Annotated in this window: 22 protein-coding genes and 1 riboswitch; of the genes, 11 read left to right on the forward strand and 11 right to left on the reverse strand. The window is 66.9% G+C overall.

The window, feature by feature from the left end:
* Window positions 1–35: 35 nt before the first annotated feature.
* Together metX and PWF70_RS08105 are read right to left on the reverse strand one after the other, a co-directional pair.
* Window positions 36–1,190: a homoserine O-acetyltransferase MetX gene (gene metX / locus PWF70_RS08100; protein WP_006359171.1), complete on the reverse strand. Its 1,155-nt coding sequence runs from the start codon at window positions 1,188–1,190 to the stop codon at window positions 36–38.
* Window positions 1,191–1,206: 16 nt separating this feature from the next.
* Window positions 1,207–2,529: a bifunctional o-acetylhomoserine/o-acetylserine sulfhydrylase gene (locus PWF70_RS08105; RefSeq protein ID WP_006359172.1), complete on the reverse strand. Its 1,323-nt coding sequence runs from the start codon at window positions 2,527–2,529 to the stop codon at window positions 1,207–1,209.
* Between the two features lie 63 nt (window positions 2,530–2,592).
* A riboswitch (SAM riboswitch) is annotated at window positions 2,593–2,714 on the reverse strand.
* A gap of 273 nt (window positions 2,715–2,987) precedes the next feature.
* On the opposite strand from PWF70_RS08105, the gene PWF70_RS08110 reads away from it, so the two are divergent.
* Window positions 2,988–4,910 carry a cutinase family protein gene (locus tag PWF70_RS08110; RefSeq protein WP_006359173.1) on the forward strand — a complete coding sequence of 641 codons (1,923 nt, stop codon included), beginning with the start codon at window positions 2,988–2,990 and terminating at the stop codon, window positions 4,908–4,910.
* 90 nt (window positions 4,911–5,000) lie between these two features.
* On the forward strand, window positions 5,001–6,272 hold the full coding sequence (locus PWF70_RS08115) for an MFS transporter (RefSeq protein ID WP_006359174.1): 1,272 nt from the start codon (window positions 5,001–5,003) through the stop codon (window positions 6,270–6,272).
* Between the two features lie 10 nt (window positions 6,273–6,282).
* On the opposite strand, the gene bfr is transcribed toward PWF70_RS08115, so the two are convergent.
* Together bfr and PWF70_RS08125 are read right to left on the reverse strand one after the other, a co-directional pair.
* Window positions 6,283–6,768 carry a bacterioferritin gene (bfr, locus tag PWF70_RS08120; protein WP_035750583.1) on the reverse strand — a complete coding sequence of 162 codons (486 nt, stop codon included), beginning with the start codon at window positions 6,766–6,768 and terminating at the stop codon, window positions 6,283–6,285.
* 107 nt (window positions 6,769–6,875) lie between these two features.
* Window positions 6,876–7,058 (reverse strand): (2Fe-2S)-binding protein, encoded by a 183-nt coding sequence (locus PWF70_RS08125; RefSeq protein ID WP_006359176.1) that lies wholly within the window; start codon window positions 7,056–7,058, stop codon window positions 6,876–6,878.
* Window positions 7,059–7,226: 168 nt separating this feature from the next.
* Between PWF70_RS08125 and PWF70_RS08130 the strand changes: the two genes are divergently transcribed.
* Genes PWF70_RS08130 through PWF70_RS08140 form a run of 3 tightly spaced genes read left to right on the forward strand, consistent with a single transcriptional unit; the run spans window position 7,227 to window position 10,261 of the window.
* Window positions 7,227–8,063 (forward strand): exodeoxyribonuclease III, encoded by an 837-nt coding sequence (locus PWF70_RS08130; RefSeq protein ID WP_241549014.1) that lies wholly within the window; start codon window positions 7,227–7,229, stop codon window positions 8,061–8,063.
* Window positions 8,064–8,110: 47 nt separating this feature from the next.
* Entirely contained in the window at window positions 8,111–9,145 is a 1,035-nt protein-coding gene (trpS, locus tag PWF70_RS08135) for a tryptophan--tRNA ligase (protein WP_006359178.1), read from the forward strand.
* Window positions 9,146–9,196: 51 nt separating this feature from the next.
* Window positions 9,197–10,261 carry a YhjD/YihY/BrkB family envelope integrity protein gene (locus PWF70_RS08140; protein ID WP_006359179.1) on the forward strand — a complete coding sequence of 355 codons (1,065 nt, stop codon included), beginning with the start codon at window positions 9,197–9,199 and terminating at the stop codon, window positions 10,259–10,261.
* On the opposite strand, the gene PWF70_RS08145 is transcribed toward PWF70_RS08140, so the two are convergent.
* The 4 genes from PWF70_RS08145 to PWF70_RS08160 form a co-directional block, all read right to left on the reverse strand.
* Window positions 10,221–10,892 carry a TetR/AcrR family transcriptional regulator gene (locus PWF70_RS08145; RefSeq protein WP_006359180.1) on the reverse strand — a complete coding sequence of 224 codons (672 nt, stop codon included), beginning with the start codon at window positions 10,890–10,892 and terminating at the stop codon, window positions 10,221–10,223. The genes PWF70_RS08140 and PWF70_RS08145 overlap by 41 nt on opposite strands.
* Before the next feature lie 64 nt (window positions 10,893–10,956).
* The gene (locus tag PWF70_RS08150; protein WP_006359181.1) at window positions 10,957–12,222 is read right to left on the reverse strand and encodes a cytochrome P450; all 1,266 of its coding nucleotides are present in this window, start codon (window positions 12,220–12,222) and stop codon (window positions 10,957–10,959) included.
* Entirely contained in the window at window positions 12,219–13,349 is a 1,131-nt protein-coding gene (locus tag PWF70_RS08155) for a thiolase family protein (protein WP_006359182.1), read from the reverse strand. Before PWF70_RS08155 ends, PWF70_RS08150 begins: the two co-directional genes overlap by 4 nt.
* Window positions 13,346–13,729, reverse strand: a complete 384-nt coding sequence (locus PWF70_RS08160) for a Zn-ribbon domain-containing OB-fold protein (protein ID WP_231380809.1) — start codon at window positions 13,727–13,729, stop codon at window positions 13,346–13,348. Before PWF70_RS08160 ends, PWF70_RS08155 begins: the two co-directional genes overlap by 4 nt.
* Before the next feature lie 194 nt (window positions 13,730–13,923).
* Between PWF70_RS08160 and PWF70_RS08165 the strand changes: the two genes are divergently transcribed.
* From PWF70_RS08165 to PWF70_RS08180, 4 genes are all read left to right on the forward strand, one after another.
* A complete protein-coding gene (locus PWF70_RS08165) occupies window positions 13,924–15,030 on the forward strand; it encodes an LLM class flavin-dependent oxidoreductase (protein WP_006359184.1) in 1,107 nt (368 codons plus the stop codon).
* Between the two features lie 52 nt (window positions 15,031–15,082).
* A complete protein-coding gene (locus tag PWF70_RS08170) occupies window positions 15,083–16,513 on the forward strand; it encodes a phenylacetate--CoA ligase family protein (protein ID WP_286352919.1) in 1,431 nt (476 codons plus the stop codon).
* Between the two features lie 73 nt (window positions 16,514–16,586).
* The gene (locus PWF70_RS08175) at window positions 16,587–17,579 is read left to right on the forward strand and encodes a PDR/VanB family oxidoreductase (RefSeq protein ID WP_006359186.1); all 993 of its coding nucleotides are present in this window, start codon (window positions 16,587–16,589) and stop codon (window positions 17,577–17,579) included.
* Between the two features lie 22 nt (window positions 17,580–17,601).
* Entirely contained in the window at window positions 17,602–18,111 is a 510-nt protein-coding gene (locus PWF70_RS08180; RefSeq protein ID WP_006359187.1) for a flavin reductase family protein, read from the forward strand.
* Between the two features lie 81 nt (window positions 18,112–18,192).
* Here the strand turns inward: PWF70_RS08180 and PWF70_RS08185 are convergent, their stop codons facing one another.
* The 3 genes from PWF70_RS08185 to PWF70_RS08195 all read right to left on the reverse strand — a co-directional run bounded on the left by PWF70_RS08185 (window position 18,193) and on the right by PWF70_RS08195 (window position 21,427).
* On the reverse strand, window positions 18,193–19,497 hold the full coding sequence (locus tag PWF70_RS08185) for a D-alanyl-D-alanine carboxypeptidase family protein (protein ID WP_006359188.1): 1,305 nt from the start codon (window positions 19,495–19,497) through the stop codon (window positions 18,193–18,195).
* Window positions 19,498–19,574: 77 nt separating this feature from the next.
* Window positions 19,575–20,966, reverse strand: a complete 1,392-nt coding sequence (locus tag PWF70_RS08190) for an aspartate aminotransferase family protein (protein ID WP_286352920.1) — start codon at window positions 20,964–20,966, stop codon at window positions 19,575–19,577.
* Entirely contained in the window at window positions 20,963–21,427 is a 465-nt protein-coding gene (locus PWF70_RS08195) for an Lrp/AsnC family transcriptional regulator (RefSeq protein ID WP_035750597.1), read from the reverse strand. Before PWF70_RS08195 ends, PWF70_RS08190 begins: the two co-directional genes overlap by 4 nt.
* A gap of 110 nt (window positions 21,428–21,537) precedes the next feature.
* Here PWF70_RS08195 and PWF70_RS08200 point away from each other — a divergent pair, with 110 nt between their 5' ends.
* Both PWF70_RS08200 and PWF70_RS08205 read left to right on the forward strand, forming a co-directional pair.
* Window positions 21,538–23,037, forward strand: coding sequence for a gamma-aminobutyraldehyde dehydrogenase (locus PWF70_RS08200; RefSeq protein WP_035750600.1), 1,500 nt, complete (start codon window positions 21,538–21,540; stop codon window positions 23,035–23,037).
* The gene (locus PWF70_RS08205; protein WP_035750602.1) at window positions 23,034–24,464 is read left to right on the forward strand and encodes an NAD(P)/FAD-dependent oxidoreductase; all 1,431 of its coding nucleotides are present in this window, start codon (window positions 23,034–23,036) and stop codon (window positions 24,462–24,464) included. The genes PWF70_RS08200 and PWF70_RS08205 overlap by 4 nt, the downstream gene beginning before the upstream one ends.
* Window positions 24,465–24,481 lie beyond the last annotated feature (17 nt).

Consider the following 24,481-nt stretch of genomic DNA (forward strand, 5'->3'; position numbering starts at 1 on the left):
ACGGCCGGTTTCAGACCGGGGAGGATCCCGAAAAGTCAGGCGTCGCGGCGAGCGAGCTCGACCGTGCGCTTGAGCAGGTCGCTGATGGCGTCGAATTCGGTGAGGAAGCCGTCGTGTCCGGTGTCGGAGCGCACGACCTGCAAACCGCCGACACAGTTGCCCAGTTCTTCGGCGAGCTCGGCCTGTAACCGCAACGGATACAGGCGATCCGAGTCAATTCCGCCGACGATGACCGGGACCTTGCACTCGTTGAGCGCCTTCTGCACGCCGCCGCGGTTGCGGCCGACGTCGTGATGGTTGAGGACCTCGGTGAGCACCACGTAGCTGCCTGGATCGAAGCGCTGCATCAGCTTCGACGCCTGGTGCTCGAGGTAGCTCTGGACGGCGTACCGGCCGCCGAGCAGCGGCTGCTCGTCGCCCTGCGGTTCGTTGGCGAAGCGCTCGTCGAGTTCGGGCTCGCTGCGGTACGACAGATGCGCGATCTGACGGGCGATGCCCATCCCGGTCAGCGGCGTCTGGCCGGTTCCGTGGTAGTTGCCGCCGTGCCAGGCCGGGTCGGACTTGATGGCGGCGATCTGAGTGGTCTGGATGCCGATCTGGTCGGCGGTGGCGCGGGCACCGACGGCCAGCACCAGTGCGCTGCGAACGCGCTCCGGGTATTCGATGGCCCATTCGAGTGCGCGGGCCCCGCCCATCGATCCGCCGAGAACGGCTCCGACGCTGCGGATTCCGAGGCGGTCGAGGAGCGCGACCTCGGCGCGGACCTGGTCGAGCACGGTGATCTGCGGGAAGCGTGATCCCCAGGGCCGACCGTCGGAGGCGAGAGACCCGGGACCGGTCGATCCCTTGCACCCACCGAGCACGTTGGCCGAGATGACGCACCACTCGTCGGTGTCGATGGCCTGGCCCGGGCCGATGAGGCCGTCCCACCAGCCGGGTGTCTCGTGCTCGGCGTCGGCGGGACCGGTGACATGGGAGTCGCCGGTGAGTGCGTGCAGGGTGAGGATGACGTTGTCGCGGGACGGCGACAACGTCCCCCAGCGCTGGAACGCCAGGGTGACGTTGTCGATCCGTTCACCGCTGTCGAGAGGCAGCGAGCCGATGCTCATGCCGACGAGCTTCCCGTCCGGGACCGATTCCCAGTCGGGCTGATCAGACGCTTGCGCGTTCAGGTCGATACTCACCGACAAAACTGCCTCACCTGTCCTATTTGGCGGCTGCGAAGCCCTGTTCGAGATCCGCCAGGATGTCGTCGATTCCCTCGATGCCCACGGCCAGGCGCACCAGGCCCGGGGTGACACCCGCGGCGAGCTGCTCCTCGGGGGTCAGCTGGCTGTGGGTGGTCGAGGCCGGATGGATGACCAGCGAACGGACGTCGCCGATGTTCGCCACATGGCTGTGCAGGCTCAGGGCGTCGACGAACTTCTTGCCCGCGTCCACACCGCCGTTGATCTCGAAGGCGATGATCGCACCCTGGCCCTTGGGGGCGAGTTCCTGGCCGCGCTGGTACCACGGCGAGGACTCGAGGCCGGCGTAGGCGACGGACTCGACCTGCGCGTGACCCTCGAGGAACTTCGCGACCTTCTGCGCGTTGGCGACGTGGCGCTCGATGCGCAAGCTCAGGGTCTCGAGGCCCTGGGCGAGCAGGAAGGCGTTGAACGGTGCGATGGCGGCACCGGTGTCGCGCAGCCACTGGACGCGGGCCTTGAGCGCGAAGGCCGGGGCGCCGAGGTCGGCGAACACCGCACCGTGGTAGCTCGGGTCCGGGGTGGTGAAGCCGGGGAACAGGTCTTCACCGTCACGCTGGACGCGCCAGTCGAAGGTGCCGCCGTCGACGATCACGCCGCCGATCGCGGTGCCGTGTCCGCCGATGTACTTGGTGGCCGAGTGGACGACGACGTCGGCGCCGTGGGCCAGCGGGTTGATCAGGTACGGGGTGGCGACGGTGTTGTCGATGATCAGCGGCAGGCCGTTGCGGTGTGCGACCTCGGAGATGCCCTTGATGTCGAGGATCTCGTTGTTGGGGTTGGAGATCGACTCGCCGTACAGCGCTCGGGTGTTGTCCTTGATGGCCGCCTGCCACGACGCGGGATCCTCGGGATCCTCGACGAAGCTCACCTCGATGCCCAGCTTCGGCAGGGTGTAGTGGAAGAGGTTGTAGGTGCCGCCGTACAGACGCGGGCTCGACACCACGTGACCGCCGGTTTCGACGATGTTCAGGATCGAGTAGGTCTCGGCAGCCTGACCCGACGACACGAGCAGGGCCGCGACGCCACCCTCCAGGGCCGCGATCCGCTGCTCGACCGCGTCCTGGGTCGGGTTCATGATGCGGGTGTAGATGTTGCCCGGCTCCGCGAGACCGAAGAGGTTCGCCGCGTGCTGCGTGTCGTTGAAGACGTAGGAGGTGGTCTGGTAGATCGGCAGCGCCCGGGCGTTCGTGGTTGCGTCGGCGGCCTGGCCTACGTGGATCTGCTTGGTCTCGAAGCTCCACGTGTCGGCTGGATTGGTGCCTTCGTTGGCATCAGACATGACTGTTGATCACTTTCTACGGTCGGCAGGGCCAAACTCGACCCTGTTGGGGTCCGACCTTCGGACCCGCGCTTGCCGGGGCTTCGCTTCCGCGATCCCACAACCCGGTCATCACCCGGAGCACCCCACCGCGGTTGGAGGGTTGCCGATCAGCAAGCCGGGGCTTGTCGCTGATACTCATGACCTGGCGACAAGGATATAACACGGATGTGAGTGCCAGAGAACCCTCCCGGTCACGCCGAATCGAACTCTTCATCAGCGTTCCGAAACGTGTACTGAGCGTGTCCTCCGAGCGGTTGAAATCGGTAGATGTTCAGCGTGAATCGCCAGTACAAGATCATTAGCAGTTCTCAGCGTCCTGTCAGGTTCGCTTCGATGCCCTAACGTTCGGGTCAATCCCGGCGGAGGACGCCTCTTCATCCCTGAAGCGTGTCCGGGTGTGGTGAGGAGTGGGCCTCATGAAGGCAATGAAGCATCTCAGGTCGCGTCGGACGTCGTTTCTGATCGCAACCGCGACCGGCGTGGCGGTGGCCGCGTCTTTCGGCCTGGTCGGCGGGGTCCCCGAGGCGAAGGCGGACTCGTGCGGCGCGGGCGCGGTCGTCATCGTGGGCGGCACCAACGACCCGGAGGGGCAGTACCTCGTCGGCGTGAAACAGCGCTACACAGGGCTCGGGCCCGACAATCAGCCCGATCCGAACTCGCCGTACGCCAGCGACAACGCCTACCAGGTCATCTATGCGGACTATCCGACGACCCTGTGGCCACTGGGTGCGACGGGATACGACTCGAGCGTCGCGCAGGGGACCGCAGCGACCAAGTCGACGATCGCCGGCTACCAGTCGCAGTGCCAGGGCAAGCCCGTCGTCGTGGCCGGGTACTCGCAGGGCGCCCGTGTGGCCGGTGACGTGCTGTCCGAGATCGGGAACGGCACGGCCGGTGAGGTCGTCGCGATCGACGAGAACGGTGAACCGTTGCTCGACGACGACGGCAACCCGGTGATGGTGACCATCGACCCGGATGTCATCAGCGGCGAGCTGTACTCCGATCCGCGACGTGCCGGGGACAAGACCGGGCGGGGTATCGAGCTGTCGATGATCGGTGTGATCCCAGGTCTGACGATGTCTGGGCCGCGCGGCGCGAACGGTGCGGATGCGGGGTTCGGAACGGTGTCCGATCGGGTGGTGTCGGTGTGCATCGACGGCGACCCCATCTGTGACCTGCCGGATCCGCTGTACGACCCCATCGGTGCCATCGACGGCATCCTCGGATACCAGACGAAGCACTTCCTCTACCCGTACGCGATGTATCGCGACCCCGCGTCGCAGTGGGCGACGCGGCCGGTCTCGTGCAGCGGCGCGGGGACCGCGACCGGGACGGTCTGCATGGTGGGGGCGAAGTCCGCTTTCGCCGAGTTGGTCCAGGGCTGGGCGAACGACCTCGGGTACACCGGCGAGATCGGCGACTTCCTGTCCGGTCGTCCGACGATCGGCCTCCCGCTGGGCATCACCTTGGCCAACCTGCAGCCCGTCGTCCGTCTGGTCCAGGGATTCCTGCCCCCGCTGCCGCAACTCGGTTACGGCGCCTACCTGCCCGACCTCTTCGTGTTCGAGGACATCCTGCAGGGCATCGTCAGTCTGTCCCCGGCACGACTCATGCGTGGTGTGAATGCTCTCGCCGCGAGTGTGCGCAGCATCGTGCTGCTGCCGGTGAACTTCGTGCGGTACTGGGCGGGCGCGATCGTCGGACCGTCGGTCACCTCGCAACCGAACACCCTTTCGGTGGTCGCCGACGATGACTCCTCTGCATCGGTGGCTCTCGCCCGGTTCGTCGCCGCCGCCGCCGACGATCCCGAGACCACTGCACCGGAGGTCGAGGCACCGGTCCGCGGTACCGATACGCCTGAGGTCACCGAGGTGGCCGGCGGTCCGTCGAGCGGCGACTCCTCGGCGGGTCCGGACACCTCGTCGCCCGCGCCGGCGGTCGGCGACGACAACACCCCGGCCGGCGGTGGAGACGGCACCGACCCGTCGACCGGCGGCAGCGATCCGGGCGTCACGCGGTCGGAGATCGACTCGTCGGACGGACCGTCGTCGGATGGCGGCAGCCCGGGTTCGGGTGGTCCCGACGGCGACACCGGCGATTCCGGCAGCACCGATTCCGGGACCTCGGACTCGGGTGGCTCGGACGCGGGCGGTTCCGGCAGCGGCGGCTCGGGCTCTGGCGGTTCCGGTGGAACGGACTCGAGTAGTTCGGGTGACAGCGACAGCAGCAGCGGTGGCTCGAACTCGGACTCCGGCAGCGGCTCGAATTCGAGCAGCAGCAGTTCCGGTGGCAGCGGTGGCGGCTCGGACAGCTCGAGCGGTGGTTCCGGCTCGGAGTGAGCGCTGGACGACGGGTCGTCGCTCGTCGTGTGAACGAACTCACCGGCCGTAGGGGGAATGGTGGTGTCGGAGGGCCGGTTGGCATGAGGCGTGCCTGAAGCCCCCACGACGACCGCCGGTGCCCCGGACGACCTCGCTCTCAACGCGCTCGACGACGCGGCGTCGAACGTCGAACATCGTTCGTCGGGGATCTCGGGTCGTGGCCGCCGGCTGACGATCCTCGCGCTCGCCCTGGGCGGTTTCGGTATCGGAACCACCGAGTTCGTCGCGATGGGTCTGCTACCGAACATCGCCGGTTCCCTCGGCGTCTCCGAGCCCACCGCCGGTCATGTCATCTCCGCCTACGCACTCGGCGTGGTGGTGGGCGCTCCGCTGATCGCGGCGCTCACCGCGCGGATGTCGCGGCGGGTTCTCCTGATCGCCCTGATGGTGGCGTTCACGATCGGCAACCTCGCCACGGTCCTGGCGCCGTCGTACGGACTCCTTCTCGTGGCGCGGTTCGTCGCCGGTCTTCCGCACGGTGCGTACTTCGGCGTCGCGGCACTGGTCGCCGCGCACCTCGCCGGTCCGCGTCATCGCGCCAAGGCGGTCGGGCAGGTGATGCTCGGTCTCTCGGTCGCGAACGTCGTCGGCGTACCGGCGGCGGCCTGGCTGGGGGAGACGTTCGGGTGGCGCACCGCGTTCGCGATCGTCGTCGCCATCGGCATCGCGACCGTCGTGTCACTGGTCCGTGTGCTCCCGAGCCTGTCCGGCATGACGATCACCGACCCGCTGACCGAACTCGGCGCGCTTCGGCGATCTCAGGTGTGGTTCACGCTGGTGATCGGTGTCGTCGGCTTCGGCGGGATGTTCGCCTTCTACACGTACCTGAACTCGGCACTCACCTCGGTGACGGGGCTGCCGGTCTCGATCGTGCCGATCGCCCTGATGCTGTATGGCCTGGGCATGGTGACCGGCAACTTCGTCGGCGGCTGGGCGGCCGACCGCAACGTCTCGACCGCGATCCTCGCCGGATTGTCCACCAGTGCGGTGGCGCTCGCCGCCTTCGCCGTACTCGCCGAGAATGCCTGGGCGGCACTGATACTCACGTACCTCGTCGCGCTGACCGGAACGACGATGATCCCCGCGCTACAGACACGTCTGATGGACGTCGCAGCCGACGCCCAGACGTTGGCCGCCGCCCTCAATCACTCGGCGCTCAACATCGCCAATGCCGCGGGCGCGTTCCTCGGAGGCGTGGTCGTCGGTGCCGGATGGGGATTCTTGTCACCGGCGGTGATCGGTGCGGTCCTCGCTGTCGGCGGCATCGCGGTCGCTGTCGTCGCGTTCATGACGGCGCGTCGCCGCCCGGTCCCCGCCTGAGCGCGGAACGTCAGCCGTTGGTCGGCGGCGTCGCCATCGTCTTCGACAGGTAGAGCGGTTCGCCGATCTTGTTGATCAGCTCGAGCTGGGTTTCGAGGTAGTCGATGTGCTCTTCCTCCTCGGCGAGGATCTTCTCGAGGAGGTTCGCGCTGGTGATGTCGCCCTTCTCGCGGCACATCGCGACGCCCGGGCGCAGTCGTTCGACGACCTCGACCTCGATCGCCATGTCCGACTCGAACTGTTCGCGGATGGACTGACCGATGCGCAGCGGCAGCAGACGCTGGTAGTTGGGCAGCGCGTCGAGGAAGAGGATGCGGTCGGTGAGGATCTCGGCGTGCGTCATCTCCTCGATGGACTCGGCGCGCGTCTTGGCCGCGATCTCCGTGAGACCCCAGCTCTCCTGCATCTTCGCGTGGAGGAAGTACTGGTTGATCGCGGTGAGCTCGCTCGTGAGCTGCTCGTTGAGCAGTGCAATGACCTCGTCGTCGCCACGCATATGACAGCCTCCCGTTAGCCGGACAATCGTAGTGATGAAGCTAACACGGCAAAACGCCCCGCGCGCGTACTCGGGCGAGGTTGTTGCTGGAGTTGTCTGATGTCAGGTCATGCAGCGCTCGTCGAGGTGGCCAGCCTTTCGCTCAGGATGCTGTCGAGTTTCTCCAGGCAGGTTCCGCAGCCCTCGCCCGCGCCGCAGCGGTCGCTGATGTCGTCGATGGTGTAGGCACCGGCATCGCAGTGCTCGTGGACCTCGTCGACGGTGACAGCGCGGCAAATACAAACGAACATCTTCGGACCTAACGTAGTGCCTGGATTAGGTAATGCTTACATATCTCTCCCGGGATGCACAAGGGTTGCCTTACCTCTTTTTCGTCTCAATCCGAGACGTCGGGAACCGTCCGCGAAGAAGGCTTGCGGGCGTTGGTCTGTCGGACCGCATCCGTAGGATGTGGCCCCGTGCCACTCTCCATCTCCACGGTCAACGTCAACGGAATCCGCGCGGCGGTCAAACATCGTTCCGAGACCAACCGCGGCTTCCTGCCCTGGTTGGAGGACTCGTCGCTCGACGTCGTGCTGCTGCAGGAGGTGCGGGCGAGCGAGGACCTCGCCCGGGACGCCCTGGCTCCTGCGCTCGACGCCGGCTGGCATCTCACGATGAGCGAGTCCTCGGTGAAGGGACATGCCGGTGTCGGCGTGCTGACCCGTACCGAGCCGGCCGCCGTCCGCTTCGGCTTCGGCAGTGCGGAATTCGACGACCTCGGCCGCTACCTCGAGGTCGACCTCGACTCCGACCTCGGGCCGGTGACCGCGGCCAGTCTGTACCTGCCGAAGGGTGCGGCGCTCACCGATGCCGAGAAGGACGTCGTCAAGTACGAGGAGAAGATGAGGTTCCTCGACGAGTTCGGCGCGCACCTCGGCCGGCTCGTCCGCCGTCGCCGCCACGTCGTCGTCGGCGGCGACTGGAACATCGCCCACGCCGAGGCGGACATCAAGAACTGGAAGGGCAACCTCAAGAGCCCGGGCTTCCTGCCGCATGAGCGCGCGTGGGTGGGTGGCCTCCTCGAAGCCGGGTGGCACGACGTCACCCGCGAGCTCTATCCCGGCGAGAGCGGTCCATATTCATGGTGGTCGTGGCGCGGCAAGGCGTTCGACAACGACTCCGGATGGCGGATCGACTACCAACTCACCAACCGTTCGCTCGCCGAGCGTGCGGTGAAGGCGACAGTGGATCGGGCAGCCGCCTACGACCTGCGCTGGTCGGATCACGCGCCGGTCACCGTCGTCTACGAGTGATGCGGGCACCGGCGAAAAAGGCTTTGCGGGTCTGCGAAAATGGACCGATGAGTTCTGACGTCTCCGCATCCGGCGCCGCCCGCCCCCGCGTACTGTCGGGAATCCAGCCCACCAGCGATTCCTTCCACCTCGGCAATTACCTGGGTGCGGTTCGCCAGTGGGTGGCCCTGCAGGACGACTTCGAGGCCTTCTACTTCATCCCCGACATGCATGCGATCACGGCGTCGTTCGATCCGAAGACCCTTGCCGAGCGCACGCGACTGTCGGTAGCTCAGCTGCTGGCCGTCGGCGTCGACCCCGAGCGCTCCACGATCTACGTCCAGTCGCACATCCCGGAGATCGCCGAGCTGACGTGGGTGCTGTCGTGCATCACCGGTTTCGGTGAGGCGAGCCGGATGACGCAGTTCAAGGACAAGTCGGCCAAGCAGGGCGTCGACGCCGCGGGCGTCGGGCTGTTCACCTATCCGATCCTGATGGCCGCGGACATCCTCGCGTTCCAGGTTGATCAGGTTCCGGTGGGTGAGGACCAGCGTCAGCACCTCGAACTCACCCGCGATCTCGCGCAGCGCTTCAACTCTCGGTTCGGCAAGGTCCTCAAGGTCCCGCAGGCGTACATCGTCAAGGAGTTCGCCAAGATCTACGACCTCCAGAACCCGACCGCGAAGATGAGCAAGTCGGCCGAGACCGACAAGGGCCTCATCAATCTGCTCGACGAGCCGAAGAAGTCCGCCAAGAAGATTCGTTCCGCGGTGACCGACACCGAGACCGAGATCCGCTTCGACCCGGAGAACAAGCCCGGTGTCAGCAACCTGCTGACCATCCAGTCGGCGTTGAGCGGCACCCCGGTGGACGTCCTCGTCGACAAGTACCAGGGCAAGGGATACGGCGATCTGAAGGTCGAGACCGCCGACGTCCTCGCCGAGTTCGTCACGCCGCTACGCGGCCGCGTCACCGAGTACATGAACGACCCCGCCCAGCTCGACGTCATCCTCGCGCGTGGCGCGGAGCGCGCCCGGGCGGTGGCCTCGGCGACCCTGGAGTCGGTCTATGACAAGGTGGGTTTCCTGTCACCGAGGCGCTGACACGGTCTGCGAGAGTCCGGCGCCCTCGGCGACCCGACGAGGAGGCGTGCGGTGAGTTCGGTGGTCGATTCGGGGAAGTCGCTCGTCACCCGGGCGAAGTCGATCTACGAGGACCGGCGCGAACGCTGGACGTGGCTCGACCATCTTCTCCGGACGGTCGATCGCTACAACGACCGTCGCGGCAACCTGTATGCCGCGAGTATCAGCTTCAACGGCATCCTCGCGCTCGTCCCGATCATCATGGTCGCGTTCGCGGTGGCCGGCTTCGTGCTGGCCCGGCAGCCCGAGTTGTTGCAGAACATCCAGGACGCCGTCGTGGAGAAGATGCCGGGCCAGCTCGGCGACCAGGTATCCGACATCATCACCTCGGCCATCGACTCCCGCACCACGGTGGGTGTGGTCGGTCTGCTCGGTGCCGCGTTCACCGGCATCGGCTGGATCTCCGGTGTACGCACCGGCATGACCGAGATGTGGGGCGGCCGGGTGCAACGCAACGCGGTGATGTCGAAGGTCTGGGACCTGGTGACCTTCGCCGGACTCGGTGTCGCGTTCGCAGTGACGATGGCCCTTACCGCCCTGGGAAATTCGGGTCTCACGCGGACCGTGCTCGGATGGGTCGGCCTCGACGATGCGTCGTGGGCGCCGGTCCTCGTCCGACTGGTGTCCATCGCGGTTTCGATCCTTGCCACCTGGGCGTTGTTCACATTCATCATGGCGCGGCTTCCCTTGGTGCAGTTGCCATTCCGCAACACCCTGAAAGCTGGTCTGATCACCGCGGTCGCGTTCGAGATCGTCAAGACGGTCGGCGGGCTCTACCTCCAGTCGGTGTTGAGCAGCCCCGCCGGTGTGGCCTTCGGCCCGATCCTCGGTGTCATGGTGTTCGCCTACCTCGCGTCACGCATCGTGCTCTACGCCGCCGCCTGGTGTGCGACCGACCCGGCGAACGCCGGGTTCCAGGTCGAGGAGGACCCGGACGCGGAACTGCGTCGGCCCGTGGTGATCTCGCCGACGGTCGAGGTGAACCCGACGCCGCGCCCGGCGGCACTCGCAGCTGCGGCGGGTGTGGGTGCCGGGCTCAGCGTACTGATCGGGTGGTTGTCCGGTCGGGCTCGCTGACCGACGACGCGGCATCGTGAGTGCCGGCCAGGATTCGGGCGAGACTGCCGCCGGACGTGAGACCCCCGAGCGCCATCGCGAACAGATCGTCGGCGAGGCGACGGTTCGCCTCGTCGCTCTGGGGTGTGAACCAGTGCTGCATCCAGTTGAGGATGCCGACCAATGAGAGGGCGGCGATCCGCGGACTCACCGGGGGATTGAACTCGCCGCGCCGGACTCCGTCGGCGATCAGATCTTCCAGGATGCCCATATATCTCGCATCCATCTCGGTGAACTTCCCGAACTTGTCGGAGAGGTCGGTGCGTCCGATGTTGCGCAGGTACACGAACGCCGCGGGGTAGTGGTCGCTGAACACGCGTACCTGAATCCGGAAGAGCGTCTGCAACCGGATGGTTGCCGACTGCTGGTCATCGTTGCGTAGCTGCTCGAGGTCGGCGAGCAGTACCTCGGCCGGGCGTTCCACGACCGCGAGCAGCAGCTCTTCCTTGTTCTGGACGTAGTTGTAGATGCTGCCCTTGAGGATTCCCACACGCGTGGCGATGTCCTCGAGGGTTGCGCTGTCGTATCCGCGGCTCCGGAACTCTTCGGCGGCCGCTTCGACGACGTCTGTCCACCGACTCGGACGAGCCATCGTTCCTCCTGTTCCGAATCGGCCGGTGCCGCTTCGCTGTTCGGCGACCGGGTGGCAACCGAGGTTAGTGGGTCGAACCCGATGTTAGGCCGTAACGGACGGGACACCGGGTCATCCCGCGTGTCAGGAGAGTCGGCGCCCACGAGACAGAGTCGTCGGGATCGGGTGCCAACCCACTGAGCCGGTTGATGGCGGTCGGTACCGCGATGGAGGTTTCCAGCCTGGCCAGCGGCGCGCCCAGGCAGTAGTGCAGCCCCGCGCTGAAGCCGAGTTGGCGGCCGGGTCGCCGCGAGGCGTCGAAGGTGTCCGGGTTCTCGAAGGCCGACGGGTCGCGGTTGGCGCTGGACAGGAACAGGAAGACCCGCTCGCCGGCACGCATCTGCTTGTCGCGCCACACCATGTCCTCGGTGACGAGTCGCACGACACTCTTGGCCGGTCCGTCATATCGGAGGAGTTCGTCGACCAGCCCGTTGACCCGTGCCGGGTCGGAGGGATCGACGGTACGAAGCTCCTCCGGATGGTCCAACAGGGCCAGAATTCCGTTGCCGATGAGGTTCGTGGTGGTCTCGTGGCCGGCGAACAGCAGCAGGACACCGGTGGCGATCACCTCGTCGTGGCTCAGCGAGTCGTCGTTCTCCCTGGCCGAGATCAGCATCGAGATCAGATCATCGGACGGCGACTTCTCGTGGTCGGCGACCAGTTCCCCGAGATAGGTGGTCAGTTCTTTCATTCCGCGTGCACCGCGCCGGTGGCGTTCGTCGTCGCCGAGGCTGCCGAAGACGAGCCCACTGATCTGGTCGGACCAGTCCTTGAACCGGTCACGATCTTCGCGGGGAACGCCCAGCATCTCGGCGATCACCGAGGACGTGAGTGGATAGGCGTAGTCGCTGATGAGATCGATCCGGTTGTCACCGTGCTCGACCGCCCGATCGAGCAGTTCGGCGGCGATGGCTTCGATCGCCGGCCGCATCCTCGACACCGAGCGCGGTGTGAACGCACGGCTGAGGAGTCGGCGTAGTCGCGTGTGGTCGGGCGGATCCTTGAACACCATCCAGTCGTCGAGGACTCCGAAAGCCTCGCGCAGCAACGGGTCGGTTCCGGGCCGGCTCAGCACGTTCTCGCGGTAGGGGGTGATGCGGTTCGAGGTGAAACGCGGATCCTTGAGCGCAGCGGTGACGTCGTCGAACGAGGTGATGAACCACGACTTGTAGCGAGCGTTCCAGTGGACAGGGTCGTGCGCACGCAGCGATGCGAAGACCGGGTACGGGTCGGCCAGTGCGGTCGGGTCCAGCAGGTCGAGGTTCGCGACCTCGGTGTCCGACGTGCTCATGAAGCCTCCAGAATCGTCATGGCACAGGCGTTTCCGTCCAGAACGGAGACACCTCCACCCATCGTCTCGACCAGGCCGAGTCGCGCCGACTCGACCTGTCTGCTGCCGGCCTGGCCGCGGAGTTGCCACGTGATCTCCGCGACCTGCGCCAAACCGGTTGCGCCCAGCGGATGTCCGCGTGACAGCAGTCCGCCCGAGGGATTGACCGGCGTGTCGCCGCCGAGCGCTGTCCTCCCGGCCGCAGCCGCGGCACCGCCTTCACCCGGGGCGGCGATTCCGAGGGCCTCGGTCGTCACGATCTCGCCGATGGTGAATGCGTCGTGGACCTCGAAGACATCGATGTCGTCGATGGACTCGATCGCGGCGGCACCGAGCACGTCGACGGTGGCGTCGCGAACGATGTCGTGACCCCACACGTGGGGCGAGGTCTGGTCCCATACGCGTCCGCTTCGCATCGTCGTCGCGCGCACGGTCACCTCGTCGGCAGCGCCGGTGGCCGGCGCCAGGATCGCGGCGGCAGCACCGTCGCTGGTCGGGCAACACTGTAGGAGTGTGAGCGGATCGGCGATCATGCGGGACGCGAGAACCTCTTCGACGGTGAGGCGCTCGCGGAACGGCGCTCGCGGATTGCCCTGCGCGTGATTGCGATTCTTGACCGAGACCGCGGCAAGTTGCTCCAGCGTCACAGCTCCGTCGTGAAGGTATCGGGCGGCACTCATCCCGTAGAGCGCGGGCAGGGCCAGCCCGGTGAGGCCTTCGGGATCGGTCGTCTCGGGCACGATGGGACCGGAGAATGCGGTACTCATCTGCTCGACACCGAGGGCGAGGACTCGCCCGAATCGGCCGGTGCGGATTGCTTCGTGCGCCTCGATGAAGGCCGTTGTCCCACTCGCGCAGGCATTCTCGACGGTGATGATGGGAACCTCGGTGATACCCAGGCTTCGCAGGACCCGCTGCGCGACACCGGGCGCGCCGAACACGGTTCCGACCCACACCGCGTCGACGGAAACGGAGCCGGCTTCGTCGAACGCCCCGGCGACCGCCTCGCCGGCGAGGGCCGACAGATCACGTCCCGGTTGCCGTCCGAAGCGGGACATGCCGACGCCGTGTACTGCGACCCGGTTCATCGGTGTACCTCCTCGACGCACGGATCTCCGCCGGGTGTGAGGCCGACGAGCCGCACCCGTGCGCCGACGTCGACGTTCTCCCCGGCCACATGGGCCAGCATTCGTGGCCCGTTGTCGAGGTCGATGTAGGCGACCGTGTACGGCGGAACGTGATCGCCCACGGCGATGTTGATGGTGGTCCGACTCCACACCACCCCGGTGCCGGCGAAGTCCTCCGAGTGCACTTCTCCCGCGCACCCGGGGCAACGCGGCCACTGGTAGGCGACAGCTCGCGCACAGCGTGCGCACCGTGAACCGGAAACGGTCCAGATGCCGTCGTCGCCGGGCCTCACGACCGGGCGCGGGTCGACGCCCACACGGGTTTGATCGGTTGTGTTCACGGTCACAAGATAAACAGAGTCGAGGTAGGTTATCAACTAGGCGTACCGCCGGGGTGGCGTCGAAACAGACTGTTAGATGCCAGTTTTCTCGGTCACTCTTGACATGCCGCAGTGAGTCACATCACTATTGGGTCGGCAATAAACCAATATGTGTCTGGTCAACGATCGGGCTCAGCCATACAGGGAGGTCACACATGAGGTTTGGTCTGTTCGCGATGCCGGAACACCCGCCGATCGAGAACTGGTCGCTGTCGTACGACCGGGACATCGAAGAGATCGTTCTGGCGGAGAAGCTGGGTTTCAGCGAGTTCTGGATCGGCGAACACCACACCGGTGGCTACGAGAACGTGCCGATGCCGGAACTGTTGCTGGCGAAGGCGTCAGCCCTCACGAGCAGGATCCGGCTCGGCACCGGCGTGGTGAACCTCCCGTACCAGGATCCGTTCCAGGTCGCCGAGCGTCTGGCATTCCTCGACCACCTCACTCATGGTCGGCTGGAATACGGTTTCGGTGGCGGCGGGCTGCCCACGGACCAGGCGCTGTTCCAGCTCGAACGTTCCGAAGCCGCGCCCCGTACGTCCGAGGCGCTCGAGATCATCTGGGAACTCCTCACCTCCGACGAGCCGGTCAATTATGAAGGCGTGTACTGGAAGTACGAGAATCGTCAGCTGCAGGTCGGTCCGTACCAGGAGGTTCCGCCGTTCGCGATCGCCGGCCTGACCGGAACGCACAACTACGCACGGTGTGGCGCCAAGGGGTGGAAGGCTCTCAGTGTGTACTTCTCTCCGACCGACAACGAAGGCTACCCGCATGCCCCCGACCTCGCGGCGCACGCTGCGGCACTGACCTCGGCGGCCGAGGAGAACGGTCTCGACCCCGACGTCGCGCGTCAGAACTGGCGGATCACCCGTGAGGTCTACGTGTCCGACAGCAAGGACCAGGCGATGAAGGAGATCCGGGCCGGCGTGCACCGGTCCTACGAGTACCTCCTGGGCCTCGGTCTGGGTGCGCTGATGAAGAAGGGAGAGGGCATGGACGACGCCGAGCTCACCTTCGAGTGGATGGTCGAGGAGATCCCGTGGATCATCGGCAGCCCCGAGGACTGCACCCGTCAGATCCGCGAATTGGAAGAAGCCACCGGCGGATTCGGGACGTTCCTGATCAACAGCCGTGACTGGGTGACCACCGACAAGTGGAATCGCTCTCTCGAGCTCTTCGCGCGCTACGTCACACCGCAATTCACCCCGCGCGAGAACATGGCTCGCCGCAACAAGCTCGCACGCGTCGCCTTGGGGGTCTGATTAGGCAGCCGACCCACCTGAATCCACCTCCGCGAGCCAAGGACAGACATCGATGACCCCTTCACACGCGCTTGCCGCCGCTGCCGCCGACGGTGACGCCGCTTCCTTGTCGGCGACTCGCCGATATTGGGACGAAGCCCGCGAAACCCGCGACCCCGAGGAACGGGATCGTCGGATTCTCGAGCGGATACAGCTGCAGCTGCGCTATGTCTACGACGAATTGCCGTTCTACCGGCGCCACTACGACAAGCACGGGTTCCGGCCCGAACACGTGACGTCGCTGGCGGATTTCACGGCGAAGGTTCCGATCATCACCAAGAAGATGCTCGTCGCCGACCAACAGGAGAATCCGCCGTTCGGCTCGTACACAAGGGATTTCGGAGCCGGTGGCATCGCACGCATCCATGGGTCATCGGGCACATCGGGAACCCCGACGATGTATGCGGTGTCCCGCGGTGACTGGGACCGGGCCGCCGACGTACACGCCATGGCACAGTGGTGTGCCGGTGTGCGCCCCGATGACATCGTGCAGATCGGATTCCCGTTCGGACTGTTCTTCGGTGGCTGGGGCGTCCTGCAGGGCGTGGAACGCATCGGCGCCACGGTCTTTCCGCTGGGGGTCACCGATTCCGAGAAGCACATCGAGATGATCGGCACGCTCGGCTCAACGGTGTTCAGCGCGACCCCGTCGTACTGCATCCACCTGCTGTCCGTGGCAGAGCGGATGGGTGTCGATCTGCGCGCCAGTTCGGTACAGCACGTGCTGGTCGGTGGAGAGCCCGGCGGCAGCCTGCCCGGAACGCGACGAATCATCGAAGAGGGCTGGGGCGCAACGGTGGCCGATGCCGGATCGACGTCGGAGATGTATCCGTTCCAGACCAGCGTCGGGTGCGAGGCAGGTACCGGCACCCACCTGATCACCGATGAGGTCTACACCGAGGTCGTCGATCGGAACGACCACAACGTGGCGATCCCGGTCGGCGAACGTGGGGCCGTGATCTACACGCACCTGTGGCGGGAGTCCCAACCGATGATCCGATTCGCGCCCGGAGACGAGACGTATCTCGACGACACCCCGTGCGTCTGCGGACGAACTTACCCGCGCATGCCCGAGGGTGTGCTCGGGCGACTCGACGACATGCTCGTCATCCGGGGTGCCAACATCTACCCGAGTGCCATCGAGACCGCGTTGCGTGACATCCCTGAACTCGGACCCGAATTCCGGATCCACGTCCACACCGAAGGCGCACTGGACGAGATCGCGGTTCACGCCGAGGTCTCGGCCGGCACCCATGAGGCCTGGCAAGCGGTGGACGACGACCGACGTGCCGAAGCCCAGGCTGCACTCGTCGCGCGCGCCGAGTCCGTACTGAAACAACGGTTGGGCATTCGCATTCCGTTCGAGGTGCTCACCCCGGGCACTCTGGAACCGACCACCTTCAAGGCACGCCGCGTCATCGACGCTCGCGGCGTGCGCTGGTGACCGTGGACGGTATCCCGGCCCGCCACGCCCCGAAGGCCCTGGGAGGCGTTCAGATTCGGCCAGGTGGCGTCGAATGACACAGCCTTCAGCAGTCAAGGGCCCGGCCGCCGGCGCGTCGGATGATGCGCAATGGATCGAAGCGGTGGTCAGTGGCGTCCGCTCCGAGGGCATCGGCGTGGTGAGTTTGTCGTTGGAGGCAGGAGACGGAACCGCGCTGCCGGACTTCTCGCCGGGCGCCCACGTCGACCTCGACCTCGGCAACGATCTCGTTCGGCAGTACTCGCTGTGCGGACCACGCCACGAGCCGACATGGCGCATCGCAGTCCTGCGGGAACGCGAGAGCCGTGGCGGCTCCGAACGCGCTCATCGCCTCTCCTGCGGCGACCGCGTCCGGGTTCGCGGACCGCGCAACCACTTCCCGCTCGAGGACGCTGACGAGTACCTGTTCATCGCCGGGGGAATCGGGGTGACGCCGATCCTGCCCATGCTCCGCGACGCCGAGGAGCGGGGGATTCCATGGTCTCTGCACTACGGCGGGCGAACGCGGGACTCGATGGCATTCGCCGCCGAGCTCGCCGGCTACGACGACAAGGTGCACCTCTATCCGCAAGACGAGGTCGGCGTGCTGGACCTGACGCGGATTCTCGGTGGACCGCGCGAGGGTGTCGGCGTGTACTGCTGCGGACCCGAGGGGCTCCTGACGGCCGTCGAATCGGAAACGGGATCGTGGCCGCACGGAGCCCTGCACACGGAACGCTTCAGCCCGGCCGAGCCGGTGGGGCCCCGCATCGGCGATACGCCGTTCGAGGTCGAGTGCCAGATGTCCGGGGTGACGGTGACTGTCGCAGAGGACGAGACGATCCTCGAAGCCGTCGAGCGGACCGGCGGGGTGATCGTCTCCTCCTCGTGCCGCGAGGGAACCTGCGGGACGTGCGAGGCCACCGTGCTCGACGGCGTGCCCGACCATCGCGATTCGGTGCTCACCGACGACGAACGCGACGCCGGCGACGTGATCATGACCTGTGTGTCCCGGGCGTGCACGGCTCGACTGGTCCTCGATCTGTGAGAAGCCCGAAAGAGAGAAGACGATGACAGAACCGACGGGGCTCGTCCCGAGCCGCCTCCGGGAAGTGTTCGGTGCCTTCCCGTCCGGCGTCGTGGCGTTGTGCGCGATGCGCGACGGGCGCCCGGTGGGGATGGCGGCGAGCACGTTCACCGCAGTGTCGCTCGACCCGCCGTTGGTGTCGGTGTGCGTTCAACGATCGTCGCAGACGTGGCCGGACCTGCGTGCGGCTGCGCGACTGGGCGTCACGATCCTCGCCGAGCAACACGGTGAGGTCTGCCGGAAGCTCTCGACGAAACACGGCGACCGCTTCGCCGGCGTCGATTGGGACTCCCTCGACGAGGGGAGCATCGTCCTGCGGGATGCGAGCGGGTGGCTGACGACGTCGGTGTATGCCGACGTGGATGCGGGTGATCACCTGGTCGTGCTGCTGCGGGTACACACCCTCGACGCGGATCCGGCCAGCTCTCCACTGGTGTTCCACCGCAGTGGTTTTCACCGATTGGCACCTGCGTCCGACGGCGTCATGTCGTGACGTCGACGGTGCTCAACCGAACCTCGGGTCGTCGGGTCGCTCCCCGAGGTGCACGGCGGCCGGGTCGACGGAGAAGGGCCGTCACCTGCGTCCGAAGAGCCTGAGCCCCAACAACAGCAGGACCACGGCGGCGAGTGCTGCGACGAGCCCGACGAGGATGCGCACCGAGATGGGGGAGGCGGCGTCGGAACCGGTGCTCGCGAGGTGGGAGTCCGCCGACGATGCGGCGCGCGGTGCGGTGGATTCGGCCGCCTCACCGGACGATTCGACGAGACGTCCGACGGTGATCTCCGGCCCGGCCCGGAATCCGTACTCGAACATCTCCCGCGCCTGATCCCAGTACATGTCGCCCTCGACCGACAGTCCGTACATCTGGACGACGAGGATGCGTCTTCCGTCGCGCTCCGCCGCGCCGACGAAGGTCTTCCGTGCATCGTCGGTGTACCCGGTCTTGCCACCGAGCATGCCCGGGTAGCCGTCCACCAGAAGGCGGTTGCTGCTGTACATGTCGTACGGCGGATGGTCCTTGTCGCCGGGAACGTCGGGTCGGCGGGGATAACCGGGGAACCGGAACGTGGGCTTGGCGATCAACTCACGGAAGGTCCCCTGTGCCATCGCTTCCCGGTAGATCAGGGCGAGATCATACGGCGAGGAGGACATTCCGGCGGCGTCGAGACCCGACGGGCTGGCCGCGCGGGTGTCGGAGGCGCCCAGCTCGCGGGCGCGTGCGTTCATCTTCTCCAGCGTGGTCTCCACACCGCCGAGCTCCCGGGCGAGCGCGTTGGCGCAGTCGTTGCCCGACACCATGAGCAGTCCGGTCAGCAGGTCGCGGACGGTGTACCGGCCGCCGGGCCCCATTCCGCACGAGTCGCCCTCGGTGCTCCAGTCCTCCGCGGTCGGGAGGACAGTCGCGTCGAGATCGAGTTCGTCGAGAACGATGAGCGCGAGCAGCACCTTGATCGTCGATGCGGGCCGGTACCGCCCGTGGGGATCCTTGGCCGCGATGACGTTGCCGGAGTCGAGGTCGGCGATCAGCCACCCGGCCGACGTCAGCCGAGCGGGAAGCGGGCCGGCTGCGGGGTCGGCGACGACGCCGCAATATGAGAGGTCCTCGCCCCCGATCGCCGGTGTGGGGACCGGCAGTGAGGACGGGGGTGTCGAACCGGGTGCGACGACCTCGGACTCGTCGACGGCCGGTGGGGTGCCGATCCTGTGCGGACAGTGATCGGTGACGGGCGTCGTGAAGGCCGGCGGTGCACCGGTCGGGACGGGAACGGCGCCGGCCCGTCCGACACCGGCCGGACCTGCGGCGATCACGCACAGAAGCAGCCCGAGCAGGGCGGCGACTAGCGCCGATGAGGTCCGGCGAGTCCACCCCGAGGTCACCGATCGCACGTTACCAGCGGAACCGCGCAGGCTCGCCGACGTGCGATGCGGCCGTGTCCGACGTTCGGCCGCGCGATCTACAGCAGCGAGTACGCCCGGTCCAGCACCGACCGCAGGATCTGTTCGATCTCGTCGAACTCGGCCTGACCCGCGATCAGCGGCGGAGCGAGCTGGACGACGGGGTCGCCGCGGTCGTCGGCGCGGCAGTAGAGCCCGGCGTCGAACAGTGCCGTGGAGAGGAATCCGCGCAGGATGCGCTCGGACTCGGACGCCGTGAACGTTTCCTTCGTGGCCTTGTCCTTCACGAGTTCGATCCCGTAGAAGAAGCCCTCGCCGCGCACGTCGCCGACGATGGGAAGTTCGTGCAGCTTCTCGAGGGTCGCCCGGAACGCGGGTGCCTGGGTCTTGACGTGGTCGTTGAGCCCTTCACGCTCGAAGATGTCGAGGTTGGCCAGCGCGACCGCAGCCGATACCGGGTGCCCGCCGAAGGTGTAACCGTGGGCAAACGTCGTGGTGCCGTCGCGGAACGGTTCGAAGAGACGGTCGCTGGCGATCATCGCACCGATCGGGGAGTAGCCCGACGTCATGCCCTTGGCGCAGGTGATGATGTCGGGAACGTAGCCGAAGTCGTCGCACGCGAACATCGATCCGATGCGGCCGAACGCGCAGATCACCTCGTCGGAAACGAGGAGAACGTCGTATTCGTCGCAGATCTCGCGGACTCGCTCGAAGTAGCCGGGCGGCGGCGGGAAGCAGCCGCCGGCGTTCTGGACGGGCTCGAGGAAGACTGCCGCCACCGTGTCGGGGCCCTCGAACTCGATCGCCTCGGCGATGCGGTCGGCGGCCCAGCGTCCGAACTTCTTCGGGTCGCCGGACAGGTCGTCGGCGGCTCGATAGATGTTGGTGTTCGGCACGCGGAAAGCTCCGGGCGTCAACGGCTCGAAGGCTTCCTTGAGTGCCGGCACGCCGGTGATGGCGAGGGCACCCTGCGGGGTGCCGTGGTAGGCGACCGCACGCGAGATCACCTTGTGCTTACCGGGTTTCCCGACGAGCTTGAAGTACTGCTTGGCCAGCTTCCAGGCGCTCTCGACGGCCTCGCCGCCACCCGTGGTGAAGAAGACGCGGTTGAGGTCGCCGGGTGCATGGGTGGCGAGACGTTCGGCGAGTTCGATGGCCGGGGGAGTCGCATACGACCACAGCGGGAAGAAAGCGAGTTCTTTCGCCTGCTTGGCGGCGGCCTCGGCCAGTTCCTCGCGACCGTGACCCACCTGCACGACGAAGAGTCCGGCGAGCGCGTCGAGGTAGCTGCGTCCCCGGTCGTCGAAGATGCGCATGCCCTCGCCGCGGGTGATCACCGGCGGTGTGATGGCGTCGCCGTGCCGGGCGAAGTGTCCCCAGAGGTGCGCCGCGCTGCGCTCGCCGAGCGACCGGGCGGAGTTGGGCGGTGTCGAGGGTGCGGTCAATGTCATCGGGTTCCCCAGTTGTATTGCTGTTTGACGAGTTTGAGGTAGACGAGGGTCTCGGTGCCGACGACCTCCGGGTGCACGCGCACCTTCTTGTTCAGGATCTCCAGGAGATGGTCGTCGTTCTCGCAGACGACCTCGATCAGGATGTCGAACGATCCCGCGGTCAGCAGGACGTAGTCGATCTCGGAGTGTTCGGCGAGGTGCTGCGCGAGGGCCTGCGTGTCGCCGACACAGCGGATTCCGATCATCGCCTGCCGGGCGAACCCGAGCTTGAGGGGATCGGTGACCGCGACGATCTGCAGGAGTCCGCTCTCGCTGAGCTTCTGGACCCGGTTGCGGACGGCGGCCTCGGACAGGCCGACCGCCTTACCGATGGAGGCATAGCTGCTCCGACCATCGGCCTGCAGGAGTTCGATGATCTTCTTCGCGGTTGCGTCCAACTGTGTGGATGCAGGGTCGGCCACCCCATGATCGTGACGGATTCCGTAGCGAACCGCAACACGCACGACTGAAACCGCAATGAAACCGGATTTCGACACGTGAATCCGCAACGGCGGCGGTAGGATCTGGGGGTATGTCCTCACCAACCAGCATTCCGTCCGGCTGGATCGACGGAAAGCCCCATCACTCGACCGGTACCGATCACATCGTGGTCAATCCTGCCACGGATGAGCCGGTCGGGACCGTGAAACTCGCAGGTCGCGGCGACGTAGACGCCGCGGTCGCCAGTGCCCGCGCCGCACAGCCGTCCTGGGGTCGTGCGACCCCGGCCGAACGGGCGGGAGTTCTGCTCGCGTTGGCCAGGGCGCTCGACGCGGAGTCCGACGTGTTGATCGCCGAAGAGGTCGCCCACACCGGTAAGCCGGTCCGGCTCGCGACCGATTTCGACATCCCCGGATCGATCGACAACGTCGAGTTCTTCGCCGGCGTCGCACGCAATCTCGACGGCAAGGCGAGCGCGGAGTACTCGGGGGACCACACCTCGTCGATCCGCCGGGAACCGGTCGGAGTCGTCGGCACCATCACGCCCTGGAACTATCCGCTGCAGATGGCGGTCTGGAAGGTCATCCCGGCACTGGCCGCCGGCTGCGCGGTGGTGCTGAAGCCCGCCGAGATCACGCCGCTGACCACCCTCACGATGGCCCGCATCGCCACCGAGGCCGGACTGCCCGACGGTGTCCTCAACATCGTCGTCGGCACCGGTCCGGAAGCCGGCGCCCATCTCGCCGGGCATCCCGGCGTCGACATGGTGACCTTCACCGGTTCGACCGCGGTCGGCCGGCAGGTGATGGCACAGGCCGCCACCACCGGCGCCCGCATCCAGCTCGAACTCGGCGGCAAGGCGCCGTTCGTCGTCTTCGACGACGCCGACCTGCAGGCCGCGATCCATGGTGCGGTCGCGGGCTCGATCATCAACGGTGGTCAGGACTGCACCGCGGCCACCCGCGCGATCGTCGCGCCCGCGCTCTACAACGACTTCGTCGACGGCGTCGCCGACCTGATGTCGCGGGTCGTCATCGGTGATCCCACCGATCCGGCAACCGATCTCGGCTCCCTCATCTCCCGACGCCACCGCGAGAAGGTGGCCGGGATGGTGGACCGTGCACGGGCAGCGGGAGCGCGCGTGGTCATCGGCGGTACCGTCCCCGACGGGCCGGGCGCCTTCTACCCGCCGACCCTCGTCGCCGACGTGGCCGAGGACTCGGAGATCTACCGCGACGAGGTGTTCGGGCCGGTGCTCGCGGTCAGCCGCTTCACCGACGACGACGATGCGATCCGTCGCGCCAACGACACCCCGTACGGCCTCGCGGCGTCGGCGTGGACGCGCGATGTGTATCGCGCACAACGGGCTTCGCGCGAGATCCACGCCGGCTGTGTCTGGATCAACGACCACATCCCGATCATCAGCGAGATGCCGCACGGCGGATACGGCGCCTCCGGCTTCGGCAAGGACATGTCGACCTACTCCCTCGACGAGTACCTGCTCGTCAAGCACGTCATGAGTGACATTCACGGCGTCGCCGAAAAGGAATGGCACCGAACGATCTTCAGCCTGGACGGCCCGACGGCGTGACCGGCCGGACGTGGGCCTCCCGGCCGACCGACCGGGGCGTCGAGATGGTCGCGCACGCCGCGGCCCGCCCCTACTGGCTCGACCGCGACCTGCGTCCCGAACACCGGCCCCGACTCGTCGGCGAGACCGGTGCCGATCTGCTGGTGATCGGCGGCGGCTTCACCGGCCTGTGGGCGGCGGTGCAGGCCGCGGAACGGAATCCGTCCCGATCGATCGTGCTCGTCGAACGTGACCGGATCGCCGAACATGCTTCCGGACGCAACGGCGGCTTCTGTGCCGCCAGCCTCACGCACGGACTCGGTAACGGGTTGCAGCGGTTCCCCGACGAGATGCCCACGCTGCTGCGCATGGGTCGCGAGACACTCGACGCCATCCAGGACACGTTGACACGTCTGGGCATCGACGCCGACGTCGAGCGCACCGGGGAACTCGACCTCGCGACCACCGACTGGCAGTTCGACGACCTCGCCGAGACCGCGGCCGCCGGGCAGGCACTCGGCGAGGATCTCGTCCTGCTCGACACATCCGCGGCCCGGGAACGCGTCAACTCACCGATGGTCCGCGGCGCTCTCTACGACCCGAATGTTCTGATCATCGACCCCGCCAAACTCGCGTTCGGCCTCGCCGATGCAGCCGAACGACTCGGCGTGCGGATCTTCGAGAACACTGAGGTGTTGGCCCTGGCCTCGGGACAGGCGGGTGACAAGGTTTGCGCCCGAACGGATTTCGGGCAGATACGCGCCGACCGGGTCGTGGTCGCGACGTCGGCGAGCCGATCCCTGGTCCGTAGGCTGCGGCTCTACACGGTCCCGGTGTGGGACTACGCGCTGATGACCGAACCGTTGTCCGACGAACAGCTCGCCTCCCTGGGCTGGACCGGGCGAGAGGGACTCGCCGACAGCGGTCCACGGTTTCACTACTTCCGGCTCACCGCCGACAACCGGATGCTGTTCGGCGGCTGGGATGCGCCATATCACTTCGGGTCCGACGACGACCCCCGCCGCGCCCGCCGGCCCGCCGAATGGGCGTTGCTCGGTGAGCATCTGCTGCAGGTGTTCCCGCAGCTCGAGGGGATCACCGCGACGCACACGTGGGGCGGGGTGATCGACACCTGCTCGCGGTTCTGCGCCTTCTGGGACACCTCCCACGGTGGGCGCGTGGTGACGGCGGTGGGCTTCACCGGACTCGGCGTCGGCGCCTCGCATTTCGCGGCCGCGGCCGCCCTCGACCTCGTCGACGGTCTGCGGACGGAACGCACCGCCCTGGAAATGGTGCGCCGCAAGCCCTTACCGTTCCCGCCGGAACCGGTCCGCTGGGCGGGTATCACGTTGACCCGCCAGCAGATGGCGCGCAGCGAGCGCCGCAACGGACGCCGCGGAGCATGGCTCGCGTTGCTGGACAAGATCGGGCTGGGTTTCGACAGCTGACGCCGTCGCCCGTGGGC

The organism is Gordonia sp. Swx-4, assembly GCF_030316175.1.
Taxonomy (GTDB): Bacteria; Actinomycetota; Actinomycetes; order Mycobacteriales; family Mycobacteriaceae; genus Gordonia; species Gordonia alkanivorans.